The organism is Stenotrophomonas sp. TD3 (genome assembly GCF_001939825.1).
GTDB lineage: Bacteria > Pseudomonadota > Gammaproteobacteria > Xanthomonadales > Xanthomonadaceae > Stenotrophomonas.
In genome coordinates this window covers 2,391,175-2,410,471 of the sequence record NZ_MOYM01000001.1, presented here as the reverse complement: position 1 = coordinate 2,410,471, position 19,297 = coordinate 2,391,175, and the positions used below count along the sequence as shown (strand labels likewise).

Here is a 19,297-nt window from a genome sequence, read left to right as displayed (position 1 = left end):
GTCTTGCCGTGCCACAATACTGGACCGTCCAGTCTGCTTATGTTCAGCCGACGGGCCCGATCCTTCGATGTCTAAAAAACGTTAATGGTGCCCATGTCGGCTTCCACCTCCAGTCTGGTGCAGTTATCCAACGTCCGCATCGACCGGAGCGGGCGCACGATCCTGCGCGACGTGTCGCTGCAGGTGCCCAAGGGCAGCATCACCGCGGTACTGGGTCCGTCCGGCAGCGGCAAGTCGACCCTGCTGGCGGCACTGACCGGCGAACTGCGTCCGGTCGCCGGCGAAGTCACCCTGTTCGGCAAGCCGATTCCGCATGACAGCGGCGCGCTGCTGGAAATGCGCAAGAGCGTGGGTGTGCTGCTGCAGGGCAATGGCCTGCTGACCGACCTCACTGTGGCCGAAAACGTCGCGCTGCCGCTGCGTACGCATACCCGCCTGCCGACCGCCGTGCTGCGCCGGCTGGTGGAGATGAAGCTGCATGCGGTGGGCCTGCTGGCCGCGGCCGATGCCTGGCCGCGCGAACTGTCCGGCGGCATGGCGCGCCGCGTCGCGCTGGCCCGCGCGCTGGCGCTGGACCCGCCGCTGATGATCTACGACGAGCCGCTGACCGGGCTGGACCCGATCGCCTCGGGGGTGATCATGAGCCTGATCCAGCGCCTCAACCACAGCCTGGGCCTGACCAGCATCATCGTCAGCCACCACGTGCACGAGACCCTGCCGATCTGCGACCAGGTGATTGCCATTGCCAATGGCGGCATCGTGTTCCAGGGCACGCCCGAGGCGCTGCAGTCCAGTCAGGACCCGCTGCTGCGGCAGTTCCTGCACGGCCAGCCCGATGGCCCCATTCCGTTCGATGCCGCGCCGCGCGCGAGGGTGGCCTGATGCCGTTCGTCCAAGCCACCCGCTCGCTGGGCCGCGCCGGCCTGTTCTCGCTGACCGTGCTGCGTGGTTCGCTGCCGACCCGTGACTTCCTGGCCGAGCTGACCCGCGAGATCTACAAGATCGGCGCGCGCTCGCTGCCGATCATCGCTGTCGGTGGTGCCTTCGTCGGCCTGGTACTGACCCTGCAGGGCTACCGCACGCTGACCACCTTCGGTGCGGCCGACGCGCTGTCGACCCTGCTCGGCCTGTCGCTGTACCGCGAGCTGGCGCCGGTGCTGACCGCGCTGCTGTTCATCGGCCGCGCCGGCAGTTCGATCGCCGCCGAACTGGGCCTGATGCGCGCCACCGACCAGATCAAGGCGCTGGAGCTGATGGCGATCGACCCGGTGGCCAAGGCCGTGGCGCCGCGCTTCTGGGCGGCGGTGCTGACCGTGCCGCTGCTGACCGGCATCTTCTGTTCGCTGGCGATCAGTGCCAGCTACTTCGAAGCGGTGCACGTGCTGGGCCTGGACAATGGCGTGTTCTGGTCGGCGCTGCGCAACAGCGTCGATTTCTGGGATGACTTCGGCGTGGCGATGCTGAAGTCGGCGATCTTCGGCGGCACCGCCGCGCTGGTCGCCGCCTACGTTGGTTTCCACGCCGAGCCGACCATCGAGGGCACCTCGGTGGCGACCACCCGTGCGGTGGTCAACGCCTCGCTGCTGGTGCTGATGTTCAACTTCGTGCTGTCGGCAATGTTGTTCACCTAACCCCTCCACCGGCGGTGCGCAGGCGCGCGCGGCCACCACGACTCGATCAGGTAATCCACATGGCCATCCGCGGTCCCAGACTCGAATTCTCTGTCGGCGCATTCCTGCTGCTGGCCCTGGCCTCGCTGATGGTGCTGGCCGTGGCCTCGACCAACCAGCGCTGGAGCTGGGGCAGCCAGGGCTACGAGCTGAAAGCGCGCTTCTCCCAGGTCGGCCAGCTGCGCAAGCAGGCGCCGGTGAAGATCGGCGGCGTCACCGTCGGCCAGGTCGCCTCGATCGACCTGGATCCGGTGAAGTTCGAGTCCATCGTGACCCTGCGCATGGACAGCAAGGTCAAGGACCTGCCGGCGGACACCTCGGCCGGCATCTTCACCAGTGGTTTGCTCGGCGAGAGCTATATCGGTCTGCAGCCGGGCGGTGACCCGGACGTGCTCAAGGCCGGTGACGAGATCGTCTTCACCCAGCCGGCGGTTGACCTGATCCAGCTGGTCGGCAAGTACATGTTCAGTGGCGGCGCCGGTGGTGGCGCAGGCCAGAAGCCCAACGATGGCGCGCAGGCGCCTGCAACGGAACCGCAACCATGAAGATGAAACTGATCCCGGCCCTGCTCGCCTCGACGCTGCTGCTGGCCACGCCGTTCCTCGCCCAGGCCCAGGCCGCCGCCCCCGCCGCAGCCGCGACGCAGGGCCAGGCCGGCAAGGTGGTGATCGATGCCAGCACGCGCATCCTCACCACCCTGCAGCAGCGCCGGAGCGAGTTCAGCAGCAACCCGGCCAGCCTGCGCAGCTACATCGACAGCGAATTGAACCGCACCTTCGATCGCGACTACGCCGCGCGCCTGGTGCTGGGCCCGCACGCCCGCGGCGCCTCGGATGCCGACATCAAGCTGTTCGCCGATGCCATGGCCGACAGCCTGATGCAGCGCTACGGTTCGACCCTGCTCAACATCCAGGGCAAGCCGAGCTTCCGCCTGAAGGGTGAGAGCCCGCTGCCGGGCAACCGCGGCGTGCGCGTGAGCACCGAACTGGTGCGCGCCGGCAGCGAACCGACCCCGGTCGAATACTGGATGCGCAACGTGAACGGCCAGTGGAAGATCTTCGACGTCAACATCGAAGGCATCTCCTACGTGCAGACCTTCCGCAACCAGTTCGACACCCCGCTGCGCCAGAAGGGCATCAAGCAGGTGGCCAGCGAGCTGCACAGCGGCAGCATGCAGGCCGGGCCCGCGGGCAATGGCAAGTAACGCGCTGGCGCTGCTGGAAGGCGACACCCTGCGCCTGCGCGGGGTGCTCGACCGTGCCGCAGTGATCGCGCTGTGGCCGCAGCTGCAGGCCCTGCCGGCCAAGCTGGCGCGGCTGGAGCTGAGCGAGGTCGAGCGCGTGGACAGCGCCGGCCTGGCCCTGCTGGCCGAACTGGCGGCCCGTGCGCGCAAGGCCGGCCATGCGCTGGCCATTTCCGGCGCGCCGGCCGGCTACAACGAGCTGAGCGCAGCCTACCGGCTGTCGCCCGACCTGGATTTCAACGCTACTTCTGCTGCGAGCTGACATGAACGTCGTACGCACTTTCCCCCTGATCGTCTTGGCCACCGCCCTCACCGCCTGTGCCGGCAAGCCCGCGCGCAGCGATGCACCGGTCGCCAGCACCGTGGTTGCGCCCAGCCCTGCTGCCGAAGCGGCGGCCGCAACAGCCGATACCGGCGTGGTCGACGCTGCTCCGGTCGCCCCCGTGGCCAATCCTGCGGCGCCCGCCGCGTCGTCGCCGACGGCTGCACCGCAGGGCGCGGAGGCCGGCGCGCCGAAGACCGCAGCGTCCACCGCCGCCGCTGGCGACGATGATTTCGACGCCCTGTATGGCGGCACCGGCAACACCGGCAGTGCGGCGGCCTACGATCCGTGGGAACCGTTCAACCGCAAGGTCCACAAGTTCAACAACGCGGTCGACCGCGGCGTGGCCCGCCCCCTGGCCACCGCCTATACCCATGTGGTGCCGCGCTTCGCGCGTACCGGCGTCAGCAACTTCTTCAGCAACCTGCGTGCGCCGGTGACCATCACCAACCAGCTGCTGCAGGGCCGTGGTGCCGACGCGTGGGACAGCCTCGGCCGCTTCCTCATGAACAGCACGCTGGGCATCGGTGGCCTGTTCGATCCGGCCAGCAAGGCGATGGTGCCGCGTCGCAATGAAGACTTCGGCCAGACCCTGGGTGCCTGGGGCTGGCGTCGTTCGCGCTACGTGGAACTGCCGTTCTTCGGCCCGCGTACCGTGCGCGATGTGTTCGGCCTGGCCGGTGACATCCCGTTGTCGCCGATGCGCCGCATCGAGGAAGACAAGATCCGCATCGGCCTGCAGGGCCTGCAGCTGGTCGATACCCGCGCACAGCTGCTGGCGATCGACGATCTGCGCGACACCGCAGTGGACGAATACGCCCTGGTCCGCGATGCCTGGATGCAGCGCCGCAACTACCAGATCGAGAACGATCTGCGCAGCAAGCGCGACCGCGGCCACGACGATGCCAATTCGCCGATCCCGGTCGACGCGATGCCGATGCCGCAGTGGACGCACTGAGTCCGGTCTGCAGCGCATGAAAAACCCCGCCTCGGCGGGGTTTTTCTTTGGCGCTGCGGGTGGGGTCGGAGCCCTTTCCCGTGGAAAGGGATCCGACCCCGGCCGATCAGGCCGCCAGTGCCGCCTCGATGGCCTCGCGCAGGCGCGCATCATCGGCGGCCACATCCGGCGCAAAGCGGGCGACGACCTTGCCATCGCGGCCGACCAGGAACTTCTCGAAGTTCCACAGCACCGCCGGTGCCGGATGGATCGGAATCTCCTTGCTGGCCAGGCGCTCGCGCAGCGGGCCTTCACCGATCGACTGCGGCTGCGCAGCGGTCAGCTGCTGGTACAGCGGGTGGGTGTCCTCGCCGGCCACGCTGATCTTGGAGAACATCGGGAAACTGACGTCGTAGGTGAGCTGGCAGAACTGCTGGATCTCGGCCTCGCTGCCCGGCTCCTGGCCAAGGAAGTTGTTGGCGGGGAAGCCCAGCACTTCCAGGCCCTGCCCGTGCTTTTCCGCATACAGCGCCTGCAGGCCTTCGTACTGCGGGGTCAGGCCGCACTTGGAAGCGACGTTCACCAGCAGCAGCACCTTGCCCTGGTAGTCGGCAAGCGAGGACGGCTGGCCGTCGATGGTGGTGAGGGAAATGTCCTGGATCGGGGTGCTCACGCGGGGGCTCCGGCTACGTCGGGGAATGGCCCACCAGCATAGCGCCGCGCGATGCCGGTAGTGCCGGCCGCTGGCCGGCAATGCTGCGATCGTTCCCGGGGGTTCATGCGGTTGCCGGCCAGCGGCCGGCACTACGATCAATCCACGCAGATCGTGCCCTGCGCCTTGCCATCGTCGATGCGCTGGCGGCACCCGAAGTTCTGGCGCACATCGCGCTGGCAGGTACCGGTGGCGGCACTGCCGGCGGCCACCTCGGGTCCAGCCAGGCACTGACCGGTGCAGTCACTCTTGCGGCTGCAGGCCTTGCCGGCGTCGGCATAGGGAATCACGCACTGCTCGCGCTGCAGGCGGCCGAGCCGCTGCAGGGTGCCGCCGGCGGCCTGGCAGTCGACGTCACGTGCTTCGCGGTAGGCCTCGGTGGCTTCCGGCGTGGGAGCGGCCGTAGTGGCGTCGGCAACCGGGGGCGTGCTGCTGCACGCAGCCAGCAACGCAGCGAGGACAAGAACGGCACAGGAGCGAAAGCGCATGTCGATACCCGCCACGGACCCAGGGTGCCCAGCATAGCCAGGCGCAGGTGCACTGGACGTGTCAGCCCGCATTGCCGTCCTCCTCGTCCTCTGGCGCGCCCAGCTGCTGCATCGGGTCCGGGGTCAGCTCCGGCGGCAGCGCGCGCTTGGCCTTGCTGCCCAGTTCGGCAAGCCGACGGGCGCGGCTGATGGCCGACTGCGGCGAATCGATCAGGCGATTGCGCGCATCGGCGTAGGCCTTGCCGGCATCGTCCAGCTTCTTGCCCATGGCGGTGAAGTCCTGCAGGAACCCGGTCAGCGCGTCCAGCACCAGGCCACCGGCTTCGCTGATCTTCAGCGCCTGCTTCTGCACCTTGTCGCGCGTCCACAGGCGCTCGGCCACGCGCAGCAGCGCCATCAGGGTGTTGGGCGAGGCGAACACCACGCGGTTGTCGAAGGCGAACGCCTGCAGGCTGCCGTCGGCGCCCAGTGCGGCCGACAACGCACCTTCGATGGGAACGAAGGCGATGGTGATGTCCAGCGTCTCGCTGCCCAACGCCTTCGGATAGTTCTTCTCGCCCAGGTCCTTCACGTGCTGACGCAGCGCAACCGCGTGCCGGCGCAACGCGTCTTCGGACTGCTCCGGGGTAGTGGCATTCATGGCTTCCTGCCAGGCGATCAGGTTCACCTTGCTGTCGATCACCACGCTGCGTTCGTCGGGGAACTGCACCACCACGTCCGGTCGCAGGCGCGCACCTTCGTCATCCACGGCATGCTTCTGCCGCTGGTAGTGCACGCCCTCTTCCAGCCCCGATCCGCGCAGTACGTTGTCGAGCATCAGCTCGCCCCAGTCGCCGCGGACCTTGGCATTGCCCTTCAGCGCATTGGTCAGCGCCGATGCCTGCGCGGCCATGTCCTGGTTGAGCGTCTTCAGTTCGCCCACCGCACCCAGCAGGCTGGCGCGCTGCCGCGCTTCCTCGCCATACAGGGTGTCGACCCGGGTGCGGAAATCGCCCAGCTTGTCGGCGAACGGCTTGAGCAGTCCCTCGATATCCGCGCGCGACTGCACCGTCGCCTGCCGCACATTCTTCTCGAACTGCTGTCCCCGTTCGTCGAACACCTTGCCGGCCAGTTCGGCGAAGGCGCCGGACAGCTTTTCCTTGGCCGTATCGAGATAGCCGCGCAGCTCGGCACTGGCCCGTTCGGAGTGCTGCAGATTGGCCACCGCGCGGGCGTGTTCACCGTGCAGCTGCTGGTAGCGCTGCTGCGCCTGCTGCAGTTCGCTGCTGGTATCGGCAACGGCAGCGCGCGCCTGCGCGAGGGCCGCTTCACGTTCGGCCAGCTGTGCTTCGCGACTGGCCGACAGCGCCGCTTCGCGCTCCACCCGGGCGGTCAGCGTGGTGACCGCCTGTGCGTGCTGCTGGCTGCGGCCACGTTCGTTTTCCAGTTCCGCGCCCAGCGCATCGAGGCGGCCGCGCAGCTGGCCGGCATCGACCAGGGCAAGGCGATGCTGTTCGCGTTCGCTGTCCAGCTGCCGCTGCAGATCGTCGGACGCTGCGTTACCAGGGGTGCGACGCCACAGCAGCAACAGTGCGACCAGGGTCGCCAGCAGCAGGACCACTGCCAGGATCATGAGGACTTCGATATTCATGCGATCAGTTTAGCCCCGCTGCGCCAGGCTGGGTCGGTCTGCCGCGGAAGCCCCCATGCTCGCTCTGTGTCGACACAGTAGATCCACGCCATGCGTGGATGAAGCGCTGTAGAGCCGAGCGCAGGCTCGGCTCTACAGCAAAGATCGGGCCTTACCAGCCTTCCAGCACGATCTTGCCCTTGGCGCGATGGCTCTCCAGCAGCGCATGGGCACGCCGCAGGTTGGCCGCGTCGATGCGTCCGAAGTGCTCGCCCAGAGTGGTCTGCAGCACACCGGCATCGATCAGCTCGGCCACCCGGTTCAACAGGTCGTGCTGGCGCTGCATGTCGGCGGTGCGGTACAGCGGCCGGGTGAACATCGACTCCCAGTGCAGGGACAACGCCTTGCGCTTGAGCGCCATCACGTCCACCTGGCCGGGATCATCGATCAGCCCCAGCTGGCCCTGCGGCGCCAGCAGTTCCACGATCTGCGCGTAGTGCTGGTCGGAGTGGGTCAGGCTGGCCACGTGCTGCACCTCGCTGATGCCCAGCCGCGCCAGGCCCTCGGCCAGCGGCAGGCTGTGGTCGATCACGTGATGCGCGCCCATCGCGTAGACCCAGTCCTGGGTATCCGGACGCGAGGCGGTGCCGATCACCGTCAGTTTCGTCAGCTTCCGCGCCAGCTGCACCAGGATCGAACCAACGCCACCGGCAGCACCGATCACCAGCAGGGTCTGGCCCTCGCCACCGCCCTCCGGGATGCGCAGGCGATCGAACAGCAGCTCCCACGCCGTGATCGCGGTCAGTGGCAACGCGGCGGCGGCCGCATCATCGAGGCTGGCCGGCTTGCGGCCGACGCTGCGCTCGTCCACCAGCTGGTACTCGGCGTTGCTGCCCGGGCGATCGATGACGCCGGCGTAGTAGACCGCGTCGCCGGGCTGGAACAGGGTCACCTCGCTGCCTACCGCGTCGACGATGCCGACCGCATCCCAGCCCAGCACGCGCGGGCCGTCGGTGGCCATGTTGCGGCGGACCTTGGTGTCGACCGGGTTCACCGCCACCGCGCGTACCGCCACCCGCAGGTCGCGCGGGCCGGGCTGCGGCAGTGCCAGGTCGATGTCGATCAGGGCCCGGGCATCATCGATCGGCAGGCCGGCGTGGGTGTAGGCAATGGCGCGCATGGCAGCGGTCCAGTGGAAAAGGAGGCGACAGGTTGCGCCGCGCGCGCCCCCGCAGAAAGGCGCAGAATCGGGCAGCACTTTCACTCTGGCAATGAAGATGATCCGCTTCGACGACCTGCAGCTGTTCGTCCGCACCGCCGCGCTGGGCAGCTTCTCCCAGGCCGCCCGCGAAGCCGATCTGCTGCCCGGCCAGGTCGCCGCGGCGGTGGCACGGCTGGAGCGCGAGCTGGACCTGCGCCTGTTCGTGCGCACCACCCGCAGCCTGCGCCTGACTGGCGAAGGCGCGCTGTACCTGCCCTATGCACAGGAGGTACTGGCGACCCTGCGCGAGGGCCAGGCCCGCGTGCAGGGCGAAGACGCCGAACTGCACGGCACCCTGCAGCTGTCGGCGCCGTCGGACTTCGGCCGCAACCTGCTGCTGCCGTGGTTGAGCGCGTTCCGCGCCGCGCACCCGCGGCTGCGCCTGCACCTGCGCCTGTCCGACGAGGTCGCCGACGTGTTCCGCGACCCGGTCGACGTGGCCATCCGCATCGGTTACTTCGACGACGCCAACTACGTGGCTTTGCCGCTGCTGGAAGGCAACCGGCGCGTGCTGGCGGCCTCGCCCGGCTATCTGCAGCGGCGTGGCACGCCCACGCGACTGGAGGATCTGCGCGAGCACGACTGCCTGGTCTATCAACTCAATGGCCGCGCCTACGATCGCTGGTCCTTCGAGGTCGACGCGCGCCGCACGGTGATTCCCGTGCGCGGCCCGCTGGTCTGCGACGACGCTGACGTGGTGCGGCGCTGGGCGGTGGCCGGCGAAGGCATCACCTACAAGTCCTGGCTGGACCTGCGCGAAGACGTGCGGGCCGGGCGCCTGCAGCTGCTGCTCGACGGTGTCGGCAGCAGCATTCCGCTGCAGCTGGTGTGCCCGCACCGCAAGCAGTTCTCGCCGGCCGTGCGGCAATTGCACGCGCAGCTGCGCCAGCACCTGCAACCGCTGCTGTCTGGCATGCCCGATGGCGTTGCCCGCCCCCTGTCGCCAACTGCGGCACTGGCCGACAATGGCGGCCCCCCGTAACAAGAGAACGCCGCCATGCCGTGGATGGGCATCCAGGACCTGTGGACGTTTCTGGTCGCCGTGCTGGTGTTTCTCGCCCTGCCCGGCCCCGGCACCTTCACCCTGCTGACCGCCACCGGCCGGGGTGGCGTGCGTGGCGGCTACACCGCGTTGGCCGGCCTGCTGGTCGGTGACCAGATCCTGATGTGGCTGGCGCTGGCCGGCGTGGCCGCGCTGCTCAAGGCCAACCCGCTGGTGTTCCACGCCGTGCAGTACCTGGGTGCGGCCTACCTGGTGTGGGTCGGCATCAGCCTGCTGCGCACGCCGAAGCACGAGGGCGGCGACGCCGGTCCGATCCGCATGCAGCCGGGCCGCTACTTCCAGCAGGCGATCCTGGTCAGCCTGCTCAACCCGAAGGCGATCCTGTTCTACATGGCCTTCCTGCCGTTGTTCATCGATCCCAAGGCACACCAGGGCATCGCCACCTTCGCCGCGCTGGCCGGCATCATCCTGGTGGTCAGCATCGCCTACTGCTCGATGCTGATCGGCGTGGGCAACCTGGCCCGCCGCCGGCTGATCCAGCACCCGCGGATCAGCGACGCGCTGCGCCGCGTGGCCGGCCTGTTCCTGGTCGGGTTCGGCATCCGGTTGGGGCTGAACGGGTGAACGGGCGGCGGCCGCTGCTTGGCATGACCCTGCTGCTGGCCGGCGCCACGTCCGCCAGCACCGTGCAGGATCACCGCTGCCTGACGGGCGATCGCAACCACAGCATCCACCTGGAATGGCGCTGGCTGGAAGACGGCCGGGCCGACGTGCGCTACGCCGGCCAGCGCGAGCGCCTGTCCCTGCACCGGATCTCGATGGAGACCACGGTGCTGGCCGAAGATCGCCCCTACCAGTTCGACAGCGTCTGGGAAGAGCGCATCGACGGGCGGGTCAACGGTCGCTACCAGCTGAGCACCCAGGGCGCACTGGTGCTGAACCTGAGCTACGAACGCGCCCGCGACGGTCGCACCACCGCCTTCCACGATGACCCCGAGGCCTGGCAGGAAGACGGCTGCCTCTGGCCGAGCCCTCCCTGAGCCAGCACCGGGCCGATGGCCCTTTATGCCGATTCCGGCAGCCTGCTCGCGGTGCAGCGCGCGGCGCGTCGGGTATGACCCCCGTCAGTGGTAATGCTGCGCTGCGTTCGGTCACACTCGGGAACTTGTCGTTCTTAGTCACCCCTTCCGAGGCCTGCATGTCCCTGTTCCGGCGCAAGTCCCTAGATTCCGTCACCGTCCATGAAGCCGGCAGGCGCCTGATCCCGACGCTCAGCTGGCCGCACCTGATCGCGCTGGGCATCGGTGCCATCGTCGGCACCGGCATCTACACGCTGATCGGCGTCGGTGCCAACCTGGCCGGCCCGGCCGTGCTGATCTCCTTCGCCATCGCCGGTGCGGTCTGCGCCTGTGCGGCACTGTCCTACGCCGAGCTGTCGACGATGATGCCGGCCGCCGGCAGTGCCTACACCTACAGCTACAGCGCGCTGGGCGAGGTGTTCGCCTGGGTGGTGGGCTGGAGCCTGATCCTGGAGTACTCGCTGGTGGTGAGTACGGTCGCGGTGGGCTGGTCCGGCTACTTCGTCGGCTTCCTCGAATGGGTCCACACCCAGTTCGGCTGGAACGTGCACCTGCCAGCCTGGCTCGCAGCCGGCCCGCACGTGGAAGGCGGCATGATCAATCTGCCGGCGATCGTCATCACCTGGCTGGTGGCCGGCATGCTGATGGCCGGCACCAAGGAAAGCGCCACCCTCAATGCCATCCTGGTGGTGTTCAAGCTGATCGCGCTGGCCATCTTCGTGGCCGTGGCCCTGCCCGCCTTCGACAGCGCCAACCTGCAGCCGTTCATGCCGTATGGCTTTGCCAAGTCGATGGGCCCTGATGGCGTCGAACACGGCGTAATGGCGGCGGCAGCGATCATCTTCTTCGCCTTCTACGGCTTCGATGCGATCTCCACCGCCGCCGAAGAAACCAAGAACCCGGGCCGCGACCTGTCGATCGGCATCATCGGCTCGATGATCGGCTGCACCATCGTCTACGTGCTGGTCGCGCTCGCGGCCGTTGGTGCGATGAGCTACGCGGTGTTCGGCCACAGCGCCGAGCCGCTGGCGCTGATCATGCGCCAGCTCGGCCATCCGACCGCGGCAATGGTGATCGGCGTGATTGCGATCATCGCGCTGCCGACCGTGCTGCTGGCCTTCCTGTACGGCCAGAGCCGCATCTTCTTCGTGATGAGCCGCGATGGCCTGCTGCCGCGTGGCCTGTCCAAGGTCAACGCGCGTACCGGCACGCCGGTGGCGACCACGCTGTTCACTGCGGTCGTGGTGTCGGCGCTGGCCGGCGTGGCACGCCTGGACGAGATCGCGGCACTGGCCAACGCCGGTACCCTGGCCGCGTTCACTGCAGTGGGCGTCTGCCTGGTGGTACTGCGCCTGCGCGAACCGAACCGCGAGCGCAGCTTCCGTACACCGGCTGCTTTCGTGGTCGGCCCGCTGGCCGCGCTGGGCTGCATCTACCTGTTCCTCAGCCTGCCGCACAGCACGCAGCTGTACTTCCTGCTGTGGAACGTGGTCGGCCTGGTGCTGTACTTCCTGTACAGCCGCCGCCACGCACTGATCGCGAAATAACCGGATCAGCGGTAATGCCGGCCGCTGGCCGGCACCTCGGATCCTGTTGATACGGGCAATGCCGGCCAGCGGCCGGCACTACCGCAGGGCGGTCAACCGCCCTGTTTTGCCGCGTAATCCTGCGCCTGGCGCATCACCCGCAGCAGGTTGCCGCCCCAGATGCCGGCAATCTGCTTCTCGGTATAGCCCTTGCGCAGCAGCCAGGCGGTGATCTTCGGCAGCTGGCTGACATCGGGCAGGTCACTCAGGCCGCCGCCACCATCCCAGTCCAGGCCGATCCCCACGTGCTCGGGGCCGACCACCTTGAGGATGTGCTCGAAGTGGGCGAAGAAGTCGTCCAGGCTGGCATGGCGCACCGGGTGCTCATGGTCCAGTGCCTGTTCGGCTTTCAGCAGGGCCACGCCCTGCTCGATGCCCATCCCTTCCCAGCCACCCAGCTGCTTGCTCAGTGCTTCTTCGGCCTGCTTGCGCTCGGGCGTCTTCGCGGTGTCGATCAGGTAGCCGCCATACGCGTTCACCTGGATCACGCCACCGGCCCTGGCCAGCTTGCGCAGGCGCGCGTCATCCAGATTGCGCGGGTGGTCGTACACGGCCTTGGCCGAGCTGTGCGACAGCACGAACGGCACCGGCATCATCGCCAGCAGGTCGTCGAACACCGCGTCCGAGGCATGTGACTGGTCGATCACGATGCCCAGCTTCACTGCTTCCCGCACCAGGTCCTTGCCGGCCGGGCTCAGCCCCTTCCACTCGGCGCCCTTCGGATCGGTAGCCGAATCGGCGAACTCGTTGTTGGCGAAGTGCACGGTGCTGAGCAGGCGCAGGCCGGCACGGTGGTAGAACGAAAGCAGGCTCGGGGCTTCCACCAGTGGGCTGGCGTTTTCCATGCTGATGTAGACCACGCGCTTGCCGGCGCCCTTGATCCGCGCCGCGTCATCGGCGGTCAGCGCCAGCGCGAAGCGCTCGGGATTGGCCGCCAGCATCTCGCGGATTTCCATCAGTCGCTGCAGGCCATGGTCACGCTCGGCCAGGTGGGCCGCTGCGCTGCGATCGCCCTGATCGGTGTAGATCGCCCAGAAGCCGCCATCGAGCGCACCTTCGACCATGCGCGGGTAGTCCACCTGCGAAAGCGCGTTGCGGTCGTGCCGCTGCTCGATGTCGAAGCCGCTGCGACCGAAGTTGGCCGGCGTATCCAGATGGCTGTCGAGGGTGACCAGGCGCTGTTGCAGCGCCTTGGCACGGGCCAGCTCCTGCGCGCTGAACTCAACGGCGTGGACGGACAGCGGCGCGCACAGCACCAGGGCAAGCATGACAGACAGGTGGCGCAAGGAAGGCATGGGCTCTCACCGCGAATGGGAAGAGCCCGACCATAGCGCTGCGGCCCGCTGATTTGTAGAGTCGAGCCGCGCCCCCTCATCAATGGGGCGCCACTTTCACGAACGCATCGCAATGCGCGGAAAGCTGACCGCCGGGCAGTGGACATGATTCATGCCCGGCGAACGCAGAAGCCGACCGTCAATCGACCACGCGGCAGAACACGGCCTTCAGGTAACGCGATTCCTGCACGTGGGCCATGAACGGATGGTCCGGACCGGCGCCGGCCACCTTCAGGATCTGGATCGTGCGGCCGGAGAAATAGGCCGCGCGGCGCAGCATGTCGAGGAACTGGTCCTCGGCCACCAGGCCGGTGCAGGAGAACGTGGCGAACAGGCCGCCCGGCTTCACCACGCCCAGCGCCAGCTTGTTCATGTCCAGGTACTTCTTCAGCGCAGTGATCACCTGGTCACGGTCACGGGTCATCTTCGCCGGGTCCAGGATCACCACGTCGTACTGCTCGCCACGATTGGCCGCATCGCGCAGCCACGGGAAGATGTCGGACTGGACGAACTTCGGGCGCACGTTGTTCAGGCGCGAATTGCCCTTGGCGATCTGGATGACGTCTTCATCGATGTCGATGCCGACCACGTCCGAGGCGCCTCGCGCCGCCGCATACACCGCAAAACCGCCGGTGTTGCAGCACAGGTCCAGCACGCTCTTGCCTTCCACCTGCTGGCTCAGCCACTCGCGGTTTTCGCGCTGGTCGGCGAAGAAGCCGGTCTTGTGCGCACCGGCCGGGTCGGCGCGGAACTTGATGCCGTACTCGGTGATCACCGACGCTTCGGTGGTGGTGTTGCCGTGGAAGTCGAAGCTTTCCTGCTTCTGCACGTGCTCGTCGGCGAAGCTGTGGAAGCGGCAGCCCGGGAACTGCTCGCGCAGGGCGTCGTAGATCCACTCACGGTGGCGGAACATGCCGGCGGCGAAGAACTCGACCACCACCAGGTCGCCGTAGCGGTCGACCACCAGGCCGGACAGGCCATCGCCTTCGCTGTGCACAACGCGCCAGGCGTCGGACACCGCATCGAGCTTGAGCACCTCACGGCGCAGCGACACCGCCTGGGCGATCTTGCGCGAGAACCAGCCGGCATCCACCGGCACGTTCTGGTCGGTCTCGAGGATGCGCACGGCAATGCGCGAATGCCCGTTGTAGAACCCACGGCCAATGAACTCGCCATCAATGCCGACCACGTCGACGATGGAACCGGGCTTGGGCCGGACGGTCGGCTTCTCGACCAGTTTCTGGAAGATCCACGGGTGGCTGGAGCGCCACGCGTTCTTGAGGCGGACAATCGGAAGGGGGGTATTCATCCACCTATTGTAAACCGGGCGCCGGGGTCAGATCCCCGCAGGGGCTCTGGTCCCGGCCGGCATGCCAACCAAGGTTGGCATCTACCAGAGCGGGGACCCCGGCCACCCGGCATTTGACGGCAGCCCGGCCAGGCCGCAGAATCGGCGCCAGAAGGGGAGTAGCTCCCAGACGTTGTCGCCGTCATTTCGAGCCCGCAGGCTCCGGTGCAACGGCAGTTCCAGCCGACTGGAACTGCGAGCGAGACCTTCGCCGTACTGGCGAAGCTCTGTCCCTGGATCCCCTCCCGATCCTCCGTTGCAGATCCTCGCCGTCCGGCCTGGCATTCATCTTTCCAACGGACATTCCCAATGCAGACGATCGGTAACGTGTGGTTGTGGGGCGGCTTCGCAGCGGTGGTGGTCATCGCCCTGCTGGTCGACCTCGTGTTGATGCGCCATGGTGGACCGCACAAGGTCACCTTCAAGGAGGCCCTGTGGTGGTCCATCGGCTGGGTCGCGCTGGCCCTGCTGTTCAACGCGGGCCTCTGGTACTACCTGAATGAGACCGCCGGCCAGGTCGTGGCCAACAAGGTCGGCCTCGAGTTCCTGACCGGCTACCTGGTCGAGAAGGCGCTGGCGGTCGACAACATCTTTGTCTTCCTGATGATCATGAGCTACTTCGCGGTGCCGGAGGAGCAGCGCCAGAAGGTGCTGATCATCGGCATCCTGGGCGCGATCGTGCTGCGTACGATCATGATCTTCGCCGGTAGCGTGCTGATCAGCCAGTTCCATTGGCTGCTCTACGTGTTCGGTGCCTTCCTGCTGTTCACCGGCTGGAAGATGTGGTTCGCCGCCGGCCAGGAGCCGGACCTGGAGACCAACCCGGCCCTGCGCTGGATGCGCAAGCACCTGCGCCTGCTGCCGGACTACGCCGGCAACGCGTTGAGCGTGAAGCGCGATGGCGTGCGCTGGTTCACCCCGCTGTTCGCGGTGCTGATCCTGATCGCGGTCACCGACGTGATCTTCGCCGTGGACAGCATCCCGGCGATCTTCGCGATCACCACCGACCCGTTCATCGTGCTCACCTCCAACGTGTTCGCGGTGCTGGGCCTGCGTGCGATGTTCTTCCTGCTGGCCGGCATGGCCGACCGCTTCCACCTGCTGCCGTACGGCCTGGCGCTGGTACTGGGCTTCATCGGCATCAAGATGATGATCATCGACCTGTTCAAGATCCCGACCCCGGTCTCGCTGGGCGTGGTCGCCGTGATCATCGCCGCCACCGTGGTGCTGAGCCTGAAGTACCCGCCGAAGGAAGGCGAAGGCCAGGCCTGAACCTGACCGGCTGAACGGCGCGGCCGGTGGGATTGTCCCGCCGGCCGCACCCACTCTCCCGCCGCGGTGGCCTTGGTTTCGCGCCAGCCACCGCCATTGCTGAGGTATGGACAACAACGCGCCCCTGCCCGCCGGCGACGTGCCGGCCCCCCGCAATGACCGCTCGCGCATCCTGCGGGCGTTCAATGTCAGCCTGGCCGCCGTGCTGGTGCTGGTGGCCGTGTTCGCCCTGCAGGGCACGTTCGACTGGCGACCGTGGGCGGTCGCACCGCTGGAAGCCAAAGGCCTGATCGGCCTGATCGGCGGGCCGATGCTGCATGCCTCGGTCGAGCACATCGCCGCCAACAGCATCGCCATCCTGATCCTTGGCACTCTCGCCGGCAGCGTCTATCCGAAAGCCACCGTGCGTGCCCTGCCCCTGCTGTGGCTGGGTTCGGGCCTCGGCGCGTGGATGCTGGGCAATCCGGGCAGCGTGCACCTGGGCGCCAGTGGCGTGACCCATGGCCTGATGTTCCTGCTGGCCAGCCTGGGCCTGCTGCGCCGCGACCGTGCGGCGATCGCCACCGGCCTGATCGGCATGCTGTTCTACGGCGGCATGCTGATGACCATCCTGCCGCACGCCGACGGCGTGTCCTGGCAGTCGCACATGGGCGGCGCCTTCGCCGGCATCATCGCTGCGCTGCTGTTCCGCAATGCCGATCCGCTGCCGCCGCGCCAGCGCTACAGCTGGGAAGACGAAGAAGACGAGGCCGAGCCGCTGGCCGACGACGAGCTGGAGCCGCCGTCACCGCAACGCGTGCCGGTGCTGTGGCAGCCGCGCGAGGGCCAGGACTACGTGGTGATCCCGTTCCGCCGCCCGGACGAGCCGCGCGGCTGATTCTCCCGGTAGTGCCCATCCCATCCACCGCCTGCCGGCCCAGTGCCGGATCATCAGTGAAGAAGGCATCGATGCCGGTCGCAAGGTAGGCGCGCATCTCGGCGATCGAGCCTTCCGCGTTGCGCGCAGTGTCTGCACCCTTGCGCAGGTTGCTGGGCTGGAAGTGGTTCTCCGGGCGGAAGGTGTACGGAATCACCATCAGGCCGGCCGCGTGCGCATCACGTACCAGCGAGGTCGGCGTGCCCAGCGCCCCCTTGGCATCCAGCGGAATGATCGAGCGCAGCTCGGGGCCGATGCCATCGGCGTAGCCGGCGATGTCCTTCAGACCGGCCGGGGTCATCATCTGTGCGTAGGTCAGCGTGCCGCCGGCCTTGGCGATGTCGGCCGGCTGGGTATCGCCCTTCCACAGCAGCTGCAGCAGGCGGATGTTGCTGCCCCGCCCGATCTTGCCGTGCAGGTAGCGCAGGTTGGCGGTCTCGAACGACTGGATGGTGACCGGGCCGACGTTGGTGTACGCGTTGCCACGCAGCGCGGCCAGCAGCTTGTCCTCCATCGGCAGGCCGATGGACTGGAAGTAGGTCGGGTGCTTGATCTCCGGCACCAGGCCGATGCCGCGGTTGGCGCGCCCGGCCTGCTGCACCAGGAAAGCCAGGATCTCGTCCAGGCTGGCGATGCGGAACTGGCCGTCGTAGGCGGTGCTGCGCAGTTCCGGCAGGCGTTCACGTGCGTACAGGGTCTTCAGCTCGGCCAGGGTGAAGTCTTCGGTGAACCAGCCGTCGACCTTCTGCCCATCGATCACCTTGCTGGTGCGGCGGCTGGCGAACTCCGGATGCGAGGCGACGTCGGTGGTGCCACCGATCTCGTTCTCGTGGCGGGCCACCATCACCCCGTCCTTGGTCATGACCAGGTCCGGTTCGATGTAGTCGGCGCCATCGGCGATGGCCTGCGCATACGAGGCCAGGGTGTGCTCGGGCAGCAGTGCGCTTGCCCCGCGATGGCCGTAGACCGACACCTTGGGCACGGCTGGGGTGGAGGATTCAGCACTCATGGCCACCGATGGTGCCACGGCCAGCGACAACAGCAACGCACAACCCCACGACTTCACTGCGACTTCCCCAAGCGGTATGTGATGGGCGTCAGTATGAGGCGGCAATGTGACAGGTGGGGGACCTGGGGTCGGATCCCCGCAGGGGCTCCGACCCCGGCCTACTTCCCGATACAGAAGCTGGAGAAGATCCGTCCCAGCAGGTCATCGGCACTCATCTGCCCGGTGATCTCACCCAGCGCATCGTGGGCCAGCCGCAGTTCCTCGGCGGCCAGCTCCAGGTGTTCGTGGGCCAGTTCGGCATCGGCGCGTTGCGCGTGTTCCTGCGCCCGCTCGATTGCGTCCACATGCCGCGTGCGCGCAGAGAACTCGCCATCCACCTGCTCCCCCGCCCCGGCTGAAGCAATGCTGCGCAGGCGCGCGTGCAGATCTTCGAGCCCGGCGCCGGTGGCGGCCGAGACGAACACGCGGTCCGGATCGTCCAGCGCCGGCAGCACATCCAGCAGGTCCGACTTGTTGTGGATGTAGACCTTGTGCGGCACCGCCGCCACGGCATCGCCCAGCGCCACTTCACCGGCCGCCGGATCGCGCGCATCCAGCACGATCAGCGCCAGGTCGGTGCGTTCGATTTCCACGTGGGCGCGGCGCATGCCTTCGCGTTCGATGGCGTCACCGCCGTCGCGAAGGCCGGCGGTGTCGACCAGGGTCAGCTCCAGGCCGTCCAGGCGGATGGTCTCGCGCAGGGTGTCGCGGGTGGTACCGGCGATGTCGGTGACGATGGCGCGTTCGCTACCGGCCAGCGCGTTGAGCAGTGAACTCTTGCCCGCATTCGGCGGACCGATCAGCACCGCGTGCAGGCCATCGCGCAGGCGACGGCCGCGTTCGGCATCGCGGCGCAGAATGGCCAGATCGCTGCGCGCCTGTTCCAGCCCACGCCGCACCTGCGCGCCACCGAGGGTATCCAGCGGTTCGTCGGCAAAGTCGATGGCCGCTTCCACGTGGATGCGCAGCAGTACCAGCTGCTCGACCACAACGTCGATGCGGCGCGAAAACACGCCATCCAGCGAACGGCGTGCAGCGCGCGCGGCGCGGTTGTCACCCGCGGCGATCAGGTCGGCGATGGCCTCGGCCTGGGCCAGGTCCAGCTTGCCGTTGAGGAACGCCCGTTCGCTGAACTCACCCGGTCGCGCCTGGCGCGCACCGAGCGCGATGCAGCGCGCGACCAGTTGCTGCAGCAGCACCGGGCTGCCGTGGCCCTGCAGTTCCACCACCTCTTCGCCGGTGAAGCTGTTCGGTGCCGGGAACCACAGCACGATGCCATCGTCGATGACTTCACCATCGGCGTCGCGCAGGCGTGCGTAGTGCGCGTGGCGCGGGCGCAGTGCAGGCGCGCCCAGCGCGTTGGCGATCGCCGCGGCACGCGGGCCGGACAGGCGCAGCAGACCAACACCCCCGGCGCCGGGGGCACTGGCGATGGCCACGATGGTGTCGGTACGGATCGCGTCGCTCAT

18 protein-coding genes and 2 pseudogenes are annotated in these 19,297 nt (G+C 67.8%); 12 read left to right on the top strand and 8 right to left on the bottom strand.

What is annotated here, in order from left to right; translation table 11 throughout:
• Nucleotides 1–93: 93 nt before the first annotated feature.
• The 6 genes and pseudogenes from BKE09_RS11255 to BKE09_RS11230 all read left to right on the top strand — a co-directional run bounded on the left by BKE09_RS11255 (nucleotide 94) and on the right by BKE09_RS11230 (nucleotide 4,193).
• A complete protein-coding gene (locus BKE09_RS11255) occupies nucleotides 94–882 on the top strand; it encodes an ATP-binding cassette domain-containing protein (protein ID WP_014039019.1) in 789 nt (262 codons plus the stop codon).
• A complete protein-coding gene (locus BKE09_RS11250) occupies nucleotides 882–1,631 on the top strand; it encodes an MlaE family lipid ABC transporter permease subunit (protein ID WP_005414955.1) in 750 nt (249 codons plus the stop codon). Before BKE09_RS11255 ends, BKE09_RS11250 begins: the two co-directional genes overlap by 1 nt.
• 59 nt (nucleotides 1,632–1,690) lie before the next feature.
• Nucleotides 1,691–2,155 (top strand): annotated as a pseudogene (gene mlaD, locus BKE09_RS11245) (outer membrane lipid asymmetry maintenance protein MlaD); the annotation flags it as partial.
• 56 nt (nucleotides 2,156–2,211) lie between these two features.
• Complete coding sequence (locus BKE09_RS11240; RefSeq protein WP_014039021.1) at nucleotides 2,212–2,874, top strand: ABC transporter substrate-binding protein; 663 nt, start codon at nucleotides 2,212–2,214, stop codon at nucleotides 2,872–2,874.
• A complete protein-coding gene (locus tag BKE09_RS11235; RefSeq protein WP_075675792.1) occupies nucleotides 2,864–3,175 on the top strand; it encodes an STAS domain-containing protein in 312 nt (103 codons plus the stop codon). The genes BKE09_RS11240 and BKE09_RS11235 overlap by 11 nt, the downstream gene beginning before the upstream one ends.
• 1 nt (nucleotide 3,176) lies before the next feature.
• Nucleotides 3,177–4,193 carry a VacJ family lipoprotein gene (locus BKE09_RS11230; RefSeq protein WP_075675791.1) on the top strand — a complete coding sequence of 339 codons (1,017 nt, stop codon included), beginning with the start codon at nucleotides 3,177–3,179 and terminating at the stop codon, nucleotides 4,191–4,193.
• A 106-nt stretch (nucleotides 4,194–4,299) separates the two neighbouring features.
• Here BKE09_RS11230 and BKE09_RS11225 read toward each other — a convergent pair whose 3' ends face one another.
• From BKE09_RS11225 to BKE09_RS11210, 4 genes are all read right to left on the bottom strand, one after another.
• Entirely contained in the window at nucleotides 4,300–4,845 is a 546-nt protein-coding gene (locus BKE09_RS11225) for a glutathione peroxidase (RefSeq protein ID WP_075675790.1), read from the bottom strand.
• Between the two features lie 137 nt (nucleotides 4,846–4,982).
• Entirely contained in the window at nucleotides 4,983–5,372 is a 390-nt protein-coding gene (locus BKE09_RS11220) for a hypothetical protein (protein WP_075675789.1), read from the bottom strand.
• Between the two features lie 61 nt (nucleotides 5,373–5,433).
• The gene (rmuC, locus tag BKE09_RS11215) at nucleotides 5,434–7,002 is read right to left on the bottom strand and encodes a DNA recombination protein RmuC (protein WP_075675788.1); all 1,569 of its coding nucleotides are present in this window, start codon (nucleotides 7,000–7,002) and stop codon (nucleotides 5,434–5,436) included.
• A 151-nt stretch (nucleotides 7,003–7,153) separates the two neighbouring features.
• A complete protein-coding gene (locus BKE09_RS11210) occupies nucleotides 7,154–8,161 on the bottom strand; it encodes a zinc-binding alcohol dehydrogenase family protein (RefSeq protein ID WP_075675787.1) in 1,008 nt (335 codons plus the stop codon).
• Nucleotides 8,162–8,252: 91 nt separating this feature from the next.
• On the opposite strand from BKE09_RS11210, the gene BKE09_RS11205 reads away from it, so the two are divergent.
• From BKE09_RS11205 to BKE09_RS11190, 4 genes are all read left to right on the top strand, one after another.
• A complete protein-coding gene (locus BKE09_RS11205) occupies nucleotides 8,253–9,224 on the top strand; it encodes a LysR family transcriptional regulator (protein WP_075675786.1) in 972 nt (323 codons plus the stop codon).
• A 15-nt stretch (nucleotides 9,225–9,239) separates the two neighbouring features.
• Nucleotides 9,240–9,869, top strand: a complete 630-nt coding sequence (gene leuE, locus BKE09_RS11200) for a leucine efflux protein LeuE (RefSeq protein WP_005411716.1) — start codon at nucleotides 9,240–9,242, stop codon at nucleotides 9,867–9,869.
• 23 nt (nucleotides 9,870–9,892) lie between these two features.
• On the top strand, nucleotides 9,893–10,285 hold the full coding sequence (locus tag BKE09_RS11195) for a hypothetical protein (RefSeq protein WP_075675785.1): 393 nt from the start codon (nucleotides 9,893–9,895) through the stop codon (nucleotides 10,283–10,285).
• Between the two features lie 158 nt (nucleotides 10,286–10,443).
• Nucleotides 10,444–11,871 carry an amino acid permease gene (locus BKE09_RS11190; RefSeq protein ID WP_049446828.1) on the top strand — a complete coding sequence of 476 codons (1,428 nt, stop codon included), beginning with the start codon at nucleotides 10,444–10,446 and terminating at the stop codon, nucleotides 11,869–11,871.
• Between the two features lie 92 nt (nucleotides 11,872–11,963).
• Here the strand turns inward: BKE09_RS11190 and BKE09_RS11185 are convergent, their stop codons facing one another.
• Both BKE09_RS11185 and BKE09_RS11180 read right to left on the bottom strand, forming a co-directional pair.
• Nucleotides 11,964–13,205 carry a dipeptidase gene (locus tag BKE09_RS11185; protein WP_075675784.1) on the bottom strand — a complete coding sequence of 414 codons (1,242 nt, stop codon included), beginning with the start codon at nucleotides 13,203–13,205 and terminating at the stop codon, nucleotides 11,964–11,966.
• 178 nt (nucleotides 13,206–13,383) lie between these two features.
• Nucleotides 13,384–14,553 carry a class I SAM-dependent rRNA methyltransferase gene (locus BKE09_RS11180; protein WP_049436108.1) on the bottom strand — a complete coding sequence of 390 codons (1,170 nt, stop codon included), beginning with the start codon at nucleotides 14,551–14,553 and terminating at the stop codon, nucleotides 13,384–13,386.
• 348 nt (nucleotides 14,554–14,901) lie between these two features.
• Here BKE09_RS11180 and BKE09_RS11175 point away from each other — a divergent pair, with 348 nt between their 5' ends.
• A complete protein-coding gene (locus BKE09_RS11175) occupies nucleotides 14,902–15,864 on the top strand; it encodes a TerC family protein (RefSeq protein ID WP_010487446.1) in 963 nt (320 codons plus the stop codon).
• Nucleotides 15,865–15,970: 106 nt separating this feature from the next.
• Nucleotides 15,971–16,741 carry a rhomboid family intramembrane serine protease gene (locus tag BKE09_RS11170; protein ID WP_075675783.1) on the top strand — a complete coding sequence of 257 codons (771 nt, stop codon included), beginning with the start codon at nucleotides 15,971–15,973 and terminating at the stop codon, nucleotides 16,739–16,741.
• Between the two features lie 13 nt (nucleotides 16,742–16,754).
• On the opposite strand, the pseudogene BKE09_RS11165 reads toward BKE09_RS11170, so the two are convergent.
• Nucleotides 16,755–17,846, bottom strand: a pseudogene (locus tag BKE09_RS11165) (glycerophosphodiester phosphodiesterase); the annotation flags it as partial.
• 101 nt (nucleotides 17,847–17,947) lie between these two features.
• Nucleotides 17,948–19,297 carry a tRNA uridine-5-carboxymethylaminomethyl(34) synthesis GTPase MnmE gene (gene mnmE, locus BKE09_RS11160; RefSeq protein ID WP_075675782.1) on the bottom strand — a complete coding sequence of 450 codons (1,350 nt, stop codon included), beginning with the start codon at nucleotides 19,295–19,297 and terminating at the stop codon, nucleotides 17,948–17,950.

Bases quoted from the DNA above. Each gene is read 5' to 3' on its own strand.
- BKE09_RS11250 (WP_005414955.1), top strand. From the start codon at position 882: ATGCCGTTCGTCCAAGCCACCCGCTCGCTGGGCCGCGCCGGCCTGTTC.
- mnmE (WP_075675782.1), bottom strand. From the start codon at position 19,297: ATGAGCGACGCGATCCGTACCGACACCATCGTGGCCATCGCCAGTGCC.
- BKE09_RS11220 (WP_075675789.1), bottom strand. From the start codon at position 5,372: ATGCGCTTTCGCTCCTGTGCCGTTCTTGTCCTCGCTGCGTTGCTGGCT.
- rmuC (WP_075675788.1), bottom strand. From the start codon at position 7,002: ATGAATATCGAAGTCCTCATGATCCTGGCAGTGGTCCTGCTGCTGGCG.
- BKE09_RS11175 (WP_010487446.1), top strand. From the start codon at position 14,902: ATGCAGACGATCGGTAACGTGTGGTTGTGGGGCGGCTTCGCAGCGGTG.
- BKE09_RS11230 (WP_075675791.1), top strand. From the start codon at position 3,177: ATGAACGTCGTACGCACTTTCCCCCTGATCGTCTTGGCCACCGCCCTC.
- BKE09_RS11240 (WP_014039021.1), top strand. From the start codon at position 2,212: ATGAAGATGAAACTGATCCCGGCCCTGCTCGCCTCGACGCTGCTGCTG.
- BKE09_RS11170 (WP_075675783.1), top strand. From the start codon at position 15,971: ATGGACAACAACGCGCCCCTGCCCGCCGGCGACGTGCCGGCCCCCCGC.
- leuE (WP_005411716.1), top strand. From the start codon at position 9,240: ATGCCGTGGATGGGCATCCAGGACCTGTGGACGTTTCTGGTCGCCGTG.
- BKE09_RS11195 (WP_075675785.1), top strand. From the start codon at position 9,893: ATGACCCTGCTGCTGGCCGGCGCCACGTCCGCCAGCACCGTGCAGGAT.
- BKE09_RS11210 (WP_075675787.1), bottom strand. From the start codon at position 8,161: ATGCGCGCCATTGCCTACACCCACGCCGGCCTGCCGATCGATGATGCC.
- BKE09_RS11255 (WP_014039019.1), top strand. From the start codon at position 94: ATGTCGGCTTCCACCTCCAGTCTGGTGCAGTTATCCAACGTCCGCATC.
- BKE09_RS11205 (WP_075675786.1), top strand. From the start codon at position 8,253: ATGAAGATGATCCGCTTCGACGACCTGCAGCTGTTCGTCCGCACCGCC.
- BKE09_RS11185 (WP_075675784.1), bottom strand. From the start codon at position 13,205: ATGCCTTCCTTGCGCCACCTGTCTGTCATGCTTGCCCTGGTGCTGTGC.
- BKE09_RS11180 (WP_049436108.1), bottom strand. From the start codon at position 14,553: ATGAATACCCCCCTTCCGATTGTCCGCCTCAAGAACGCGTGGCGCTCC.
- BKE09_RS11235 (WP_075675792.1), top strand. From the start codon at position 2,864: ATGGCAAGTAACGCGCTGGCGCTGCTGGAAGGCGACACCCTGCGCCTG.
- BKE09_RS11190 (WP_049446828.1), top strand. From the start codon at position 10,444: ATGTCCCTGTTCCGGCGCAAGTCCCTAGATTCCGTCACCGTCCATGAA.